Here is a 6,433-nt window from a genome sequence, read left to right on the forward strand (position 1 = left end):
CGTCCCCTCATACAGCAGCCGGGTCTTGCCCCCGCCTTTGGGCGGGTTGGTCCGGCTGTCCGAAAGACGGAAACATGTCAAAGAAAATGCTGATCGACGCCACGCATCCCGAAGAGACTCGGGTTGTCGTGGTCGATGGGACCAAGGTCGAAGAATTTGATTTCGAGACAGTCAACAAGCGACAGATAACCGGCAATATCTATCTGGCCAAGGTCACGCGGGTCGAACCCTCGTTGCAGGCGGCCTTTGTGGATTACGGCGGCAACCGCCACGGCTTTCTCGCCTTTGCCGAGATCCATCCCGATTATTACCAGATCCCCGCTGCCGACCGGCAGGCGCTTCTGGAAGAGGAGCGTCAGGCCGCCGTGGCCGACTCTGATGAGGGCGAAAAGCCCCGCCGCAATGGCCGTCGCCGCAAATCCGCCAAACCAGCCGCTACCGGGAATGGCGATGCTGTGCAGGTCTCGGAAGAGATCGCCGGCATGACCGTGCTGGACCCGTCGGAGGGTGAAACCGTTCTGGTCGAAGAACTGCCGACGAGCGGTGACGCCGGCGACGAGCCCGCCGAGACGGCCGAACCCGCCGAGGAAAACGCGTCCGAGCACAGCGATGAGGATGATGGTATCGAATCCGTCGCCGAAGAGGACGTGGCCGAGGAAATCCGGGCCCCCAAAAAGCCGCGCGCCCGCCGCTATAAGATCCAGGAGGTGATCAAGGTCCGGCAGATCATGCTGGTCCAGGTCGTCAAGGAAGAGCGTGGCAACAAGGGTGCTGCGCTGACCACTTATCTGTCGCTGGCCGGTCGCTATTGTGTCCTGATGCCGAATACCGCGCGTGGTGGCGGGATCAGCCGCAAAATCACCAATGCTGCCGACCGCAAGAAGCTTAAGGAAATCGCCTCGGAACTGGCGGTTCCAGAGGGGGCGGGCCTCATCATCCGCACCGCTGGCAGCCAGCGCACCCGCACCGAGATCCGGCGGGACTATGAATATCTGATGCGCCTGTGGGAGCAGATCCGTGATCTGACCTTCAAGTCCATCGCGCCCGCCCCGATCTATGAGGAAGGCGATCTTATCAAGCGCACGATCCGCGATCTTTATAGCAAAGAGATCGACGAGGTTCTGGTCGAGGGCGAGCGTGGCTATCGCACGGCCAAGGACTTCATGAAGATGATCATGCCGTCCCACGCCAAGAACGTGAAGCATTACAGCGATCCGATGCCGCTTTATGCGCGCTATCAGGTCGAAAGCTATCTGGCTGGCATGTTCAACCCGGTCGTGCAGCTGAAATCGGGTGGCTATATCGTCATCGGCGTGACCGAGGCGCTGGTCGCCATCGACGTGAACTCGGGCCGCGCCACCAAGGAAGGCTCGATCGAGGAAACCGCGCTCAAGACGAACCTTGAGGCTGCCGAGGAAATCGCGCGGCAACTGCGGTTGCGCGACCTTGCCGGTCTGATCGTCATCGACTTCATCGACATGGAAGAGCGTAAGAACAACGCTGCGGTCGAGAAGCGTTTCAAGGAACGGCTCAAGACCGACCGGGCGCGCATTCAGGTCGGGCGCATCTCGGGCTTTGGTCTGCTTGAGATGTCGCGCCAGCGCCTGCGGCCAGGCATGCTGGAATCGACCACGCAGCCCTGTCCGCACTGCCATGGCACCGGTCTGATCCGCTCGGACGACAGTCTGGCGCTGACCATCCTGCGTGCCATTGAGGAAGAGGGTACCCGTAAGCGTTCGCGCGAAGTGCTGGTCAAGGCACCCGTCGCTGTGGCGAACTTCCTGATGAACGCCAAGCGCGAACATATCGCCGGGATCGAGGCACGTTATGGCCTGTCCGTGCGGGTCGAGGCCGACCCGACGCTGATCTCGCCCGATTACGCGCTTGAGAAATTCAAGACCGCAACCCGCAACCTGCCTGAGGTGGTGACGCCTGTTGTCTCGGTCGATGCGCGGCTGATGGCGCAGATCGACGGCGAAGAGCCCGCCGAGGAAGCGGAAACCGAAGAGGATGCCACCGAAGAGCGCATCGATGATGCGCGGGCCGAAAATGGGGATGGCGATGCGGCTGGCAAGCGCCGCCGCCGCCGCCGCCGTCGCCGGGGTGGCCGCAATGGTGAAGGTGATGCCCATCACGGTGAGGACGGGGCTGATGACGCCTTGGCCGAGGGTGAAGATGAGGCCGAGGCAGAGGTGACCGCCGAAGCGCCGGACGTGGCGGAACCTGAGCCCGAGGTGGTCGCTGAACCCGCCCCTGTTGCTGAGGCCGAGGAGGAAGCCAAGCCCCGTCGCCGCACTCGTGCCCGCCGTCGCAAGGCTGACGAACCTGCCGAGGCTGAGGCAGCCGAGGTTGTCGCCTCTGCTGATCCGGTCACCGCCGCGCCTGCGGAAGAGGCCGTGGCCGAGGGCGCGCCAGCCGGGACTGTCGATCAGGCAGAGCCTGCTGTCGAACCAGTCGAGGCTGTCGAGCCGGAGCCCACGATAGCTGATGAGCCGGTAAACGAGGTAACCGATGTCGAGGCCCAGCCTGAACCAGCGCTGGTCGAAGAGGTTGTCACGGCAAAACCTGAACCCGCGCCCGCACCCGCTGTCGAGGAAGCGTCCCGGCCCAAGCGTCGCGGCTGGTGGTCGATGGGCTGATCTGTCGCAGCTTTCCACGAAAGCGTGAGGGGCGCGGGGCTTTCCCGCGCCCTCTTCATAAGCCAAGGTACCGGGCATGTTGGGAATCGAGCTTGCAGATGCTGCCTTCTTGCCTGCCGCGACGGTTGCGTTGCTGGCTGGTATCCTGTCCTTTCTGTCGCCCTGCGTGCTGCCGATCGTGCCGCCTTATCTGGCCTATATGACCGGGGTCGGTGTTGGCGGGCTAAAATCGGGCGAGCGCAGCGCGGTCGTGCCGGCGCTGTTCTTTGTTCTTGGGCTCTCTACTGTTTTCCTGCTGATGGGCATGGCGGCATCGGCCTTTGGGCGGATGTTCCTGCAATGGCAGGACCTGCTGGCGCGTGGCGCTGGTGTGGTGGTGATCCTGCTTGGCCTGCATTTCCTGCATGTCCTGCGCATTCCCTTTCTTGATACCGAGGCAAGGATTGATGCGAAAGAGCAGGGCGGCAGCGCACTTGGTGCCTATGTGCTGGGGCTGGCCTTTGCCTTTGGCTGGACACCTTGTATCGGACCGCAGCTTGGCATGATCCTGTCCCTGGCCGCGACCGGCGGGGCGATGGGCAAGGGAACGGCGCTGCTGGCGATCTATGCTTTAGGGCTGGGCATTCCCTTTCTGCTTTCGGCCATTTTCATCAACCGTGCCATCGGCCTGATGAATCGGATCAAGCCGCATCTGAAGCTGATCGAGCGTATTATGGGCGGGCTTCTGGTCGTGGTCGGTATCGCGCTGCTGACTGGTGCATTCCCTGCGTTTGCCTATTGGCTGCTTGAAACTTTTCCTTGGCTGGCGGGGCTGGGTTAATCCCAGTTCGGCGGCCGTTTTTCCAGAAAAGCCTGAATGCCTTCGGCTGTGTCGGGCCGTAGCAGGTTTTCGCAGATCACTGCGCCGGTGGTCGCGTAAGCTTCTGCAAGGCCGAGGTTGCGCTGAGCGTGAAAGGCGCGTTTGCCCATCCGCACCGCTGCGGGCAGTTTGGCGGCGATTTGCTGCGCCAGCGCCATAGCCTCTGCCCCAAGCTCTGCGGTCGGAGTCACCCGGTTTACCAACCCCAACTCGCGCGCCCGGGCGGCGTCGATGAAATCGCCGGTAACCAACATCTCGAATGCAGCGCGGGGCGGAATGGCGCGCGACAGCGCCACCATGGGGGTTGAGCAGAAAAGCCCGACGTTCACGCCGTTGACGCCAAAACGCACGCCTTCTGCCGCGACAGCCAGATCGCAACTGGCGACCAGCTGGCAGCCGGCAGCGGTGGCGATGCCCTGCACCTCGGCAATCACCGGCTGGGGCAGGGCAGGGAGCTTTTGCATCATCGCCGCGCAGCGTGAAAACAGCCGTTCATAGGCGTTGCGACCGCTATCTTCGTCACGCCGCGCGCCCTGAATTTCGCGCAGGTCGTGACCGGCGCAGAAAGCCTTGCCCCGCGCGGCAAGTATGATGGCGCGGATGCCCTCATCCCCCGCCACCTCGTCCAGCGCATCGGAAAGTGCATCGATCATCGCCGTGGAAAGAGCGTTGTAATTCATTGGGCTGTTCAGGATCAGCCGGGCAACGGCGCCTTCGTCCTGACGCAGCACCAGCGGTTCGGGATTTCCGTCCTTCATGCTTTCCTCCTGACAGCTATGATGCGGCTTGTCTTTTCCCTGCCTTGCCGATCACTCTAGCTGTGGTTCCGACAGGGGGGAAGCATGGCATTGGTGATGGACCGCGAGGCACTGAACGTATTTCTTGACCGGAATTTTCCGCAAGTCGCGGGGCAGATCCGCGTCGAGGCGCTAGATGAGCAGCAAATGACTGCCCGGCTGCTGGTCAATGAACAACATCTGCGCCCGGGAGGTACCATCAGCGGTCCGGCAATGTTTGCCCTTGCCGATGTGACGATCTATCTGGCGATCCTTGCCCGCATCGGAGAGGTGGCGCTGGCGGTGACGACCAACGCCTCAATCGACTTCATGCGCAAACCTGAGTCTGGGCGCGATTTACTGGCCGATTGTCGTATCCTTAAGCTTGGGCGGGTACTGGCGGTCGGCGAGGTGCTGATGCGCTCGGAAGGCAGCGATGAGCCGGTCGCGCGTTGCTCGATGACCTATTCGATTCCGCCGAACCGGTGATATTGGCGGGGGTTACAATGGGGTATTATAATACCTATTTCATAACTATATGAAACTGCGATATAAATTCAGAACCATCTCGCTTGACCTGCGCGCGAGTTTTGCCGATATACCCCCATCTCGAATTGCAGCCCCCAAAGGGACCGACAAATGAAAACCTATACCGCGAAACCGGCGGAGATCGAGAAGAAGTGGATCCTGATCGACGCCGAGGGCGTTGTTCTGGGCCGGCTCGCCTCGATCGTCGCCATGCGCCTGCGTGGCAAGCACAAGCCGACTTTCACCCCGCACATGGACATGGGCGACAATGTCATCATCATCAACGCCGACAAGGTGCAGATGACCGGCGACAAGCGTGACGCCAAGAAATACTACTGGCACACCGGCCATCCGGGCGGCATCAAGCACCGGACTGCGCGTCAGATCCTGGAAGGCGCCCACCCCGAGCGCGTGGTGATCAAGGCTGTGGAGCGAATGATCTCGCGTAACAAGCTGGGCCGCAAACAGATGAGCAACCTGCGCGTCTATGCCGGTGCCGAGCACCCGCACGAGGCGCAGCAGCCCGAAGTGCTGGACGTCAAGTCCATGAACGCCAAGAACACCCGGAGCGCGTAAGCCATGGCCGAAGACATCAAGACCCTCGACGATCTGAAATCGGTCGCGGCGGCGGCTCCTGCAGCGACCCCTTCGCGTGAGCCGCAGCGCGACTCGCTTGGCCGCTCCTATGCTACCGGCAAGCGTAAAGACGCGGTTGCTCGCGTCTGGGTCAAGCCGGGCTCGGGCAAGGTGGTGGTGAACGGCAAGGATATTGCCGAGTATTTCGCCCGTCCGGTGCTGCAGATGATCCTGCGCCAGCCTTTCGAAGTGGCCGGCGTTTCGGGCCAGTACGACGTCTATGCCACCGTCGCCGGCGGCGGTCTGTCGGGGCAGGCGGGTGCCGTGAAGCACGGTATCTCGAAAGCTCTGCAACTGCACGAGCCGTCGCTACGCGCTGCACTTAAAGCTGCTGGCTTCCTGACCCGCGACTCGCGCGTGGTTGAACGGAAGAAATACGGTAAAGCCAAAGCTCGCCGTTCGTTCCAGTTCTCGAAACGCTGATCGGCCTTTCGATTTTGCTTCCTGGCGCGGTCCCATTGGGGCCGCGTCTTGCTTTTTCGGCCTCCGATTCCGCTCAGTCCGAGTCGTCAGGCACCGGTCGCGCGCTATTCAGGGTGCAACCTATGGCTGCGCTGTCAGAAAGATCGGAATTCTCCCCGAAGATTACGACATAAAAATGACAATAAATCATATGGTTGCACTTTTCTTACTCGGAACGCGCATTTTTGTGCTTGCAAGATCATCTTACAGGGCCTAGATACCGCTTCACCGACGCGGCGAGGCGCTGCGGCGGACGGACGAAGCGGCGCGAAAGCAACGCCAAGTCTGAAAATTCAGGAGACCTGATGGCTTGGATGGCGCCATGGATGTGGTGTTGTTCGGGTTATTTTGTTTCCTCTGCTTTTTGACATTATTGGATATCTGAAGGGATATGCGGGCGGTCTGGTCGTTCAGTCGACGGATGACTTGCATATCGGCCTGGTAGGGGATTTCCCCGATGATCCAGGTGTCAGCTTCACTGTTTGTCGGTTCACGCGAGTGAATAGACAGGCAGAGATGATCCTTCCTTTACT

At 61.2% G+C, this 6,433-nt stretch carries 6 protein-coding genes; 5 read left to right on the forward strand and 1 reads right to left on the reverse strand.

Annotated features, from left to right (window positions below; genetic code table 11):
• Positions 1–74: 74 nt before the first annotated feature.
• Both PARACOCCUSGL_RS0114945 and PARACOCCUSGL_RS0114950 read left to right on the forward strand, forming a co-directional pair.
• Entirely contained in the window at positions 75–2,639 is a 2,565-nt protein-coding gene (locus PARACOCCUSGL_RS0114945; RefSeq protein WP_010398177.1) for a ribonuclease E/G, read from the forward strand.
• 76 nt (positions 2,640–2,715) lie between these two features.
• On the forward strand, positions 2,716–3,459 hold the full coding sequence (locus tag PARACOCCUSGL_RS0114950; protein ID WP_010398180.1) for a cytochrome c biogenesis CcdA family protein: 744 nt from the start codon (positions 2,716–2,718) through the stop codon (positions 3,457–3,459).
• On the opposite strand, the gene PARACOCCUSGL_RS0114955 is transcribed toward PARACOCCUSGL_RS0114950, so the two are convergent.
• Positions 3,456–4,256 carry an enoyl-CoA hydratase gene (locus PARACOCCUSGL_RS0114955; protein WP_010398183.1) on the reverse strand — a complete coding sequence of 267 codons (801 nt, stop codon included), beginning with the start codon at positions 4,254–4,256 and terminating at the stop codon, positions 3,456–3,458. The two genes, PARACOCCUSGL_RS0114950 and PARACOCCUSGL_RS0114955, sit on opposite strands and share 4 nt — an antisense overlap.
• An 84-nt stretch (positions 4,257–4,340) precedes the next feature.
• On the opposite strand from PARACOCCUSGL_RS0114955, the gene PARACOCCUSGL_RS0114960 reads away from it, so the two are divergent.
• From PARACOCCUSGL_RS0114960 to rpsI, 3 genes are all read left to right on the forward strand, one after another.
• A complete protein-coding gene (locus PARACOCCUSGL_RS0114960) occupies positions 4,341–4,763 on the forward strand; it encodes a PaaI family thioesterase (protein ID WP_029372362.1) in 423 nt (140 codons plus the stop codon).
• Between the two features lie 150 nt (positions 4,764–4,913).
• Positions 4,914–5,378 carry a 50S ribosomal protein L13 gene (rplM, locus tag PARACOCCUSGL_RS0114965; RefSeq protein WP_010398186.1) on the forward strand — a complete coding sequence of 155 codons (465 nt, stop codon included), beginning with the start codon at positions 4,914–4,916 and terminating at the stop codon, positions 5,376–5,378.
• Between the two features lie 3 nt (positions 5,379–5,381).
• Positions 5,382–5,861 carry a 30S ribosomal protein S9 gene (gene rpsI / locus PARACOCCUSGL_RS0114970; protein ID WP_010398189.1) on the forward strand — a complete coding sequence of 160 codons (480 nt, stop codon included), beginning with the start codon at positions 5,382–5,384 and terminating at the stop codon, positions 5,859–5,861.
• Positions 5,862–6,433 lie beyond the last annotated feature (572 nt).

Source organism: Paracoccus sp. TRP, from assembly GCF_000185925.1.
GTDB lineage: Bacteria > Pseudomonadota > Alphaproteobacteria > Rhodobacterales > Rhodobacteraceae > Paracoccus > Paracoccus kondratievae.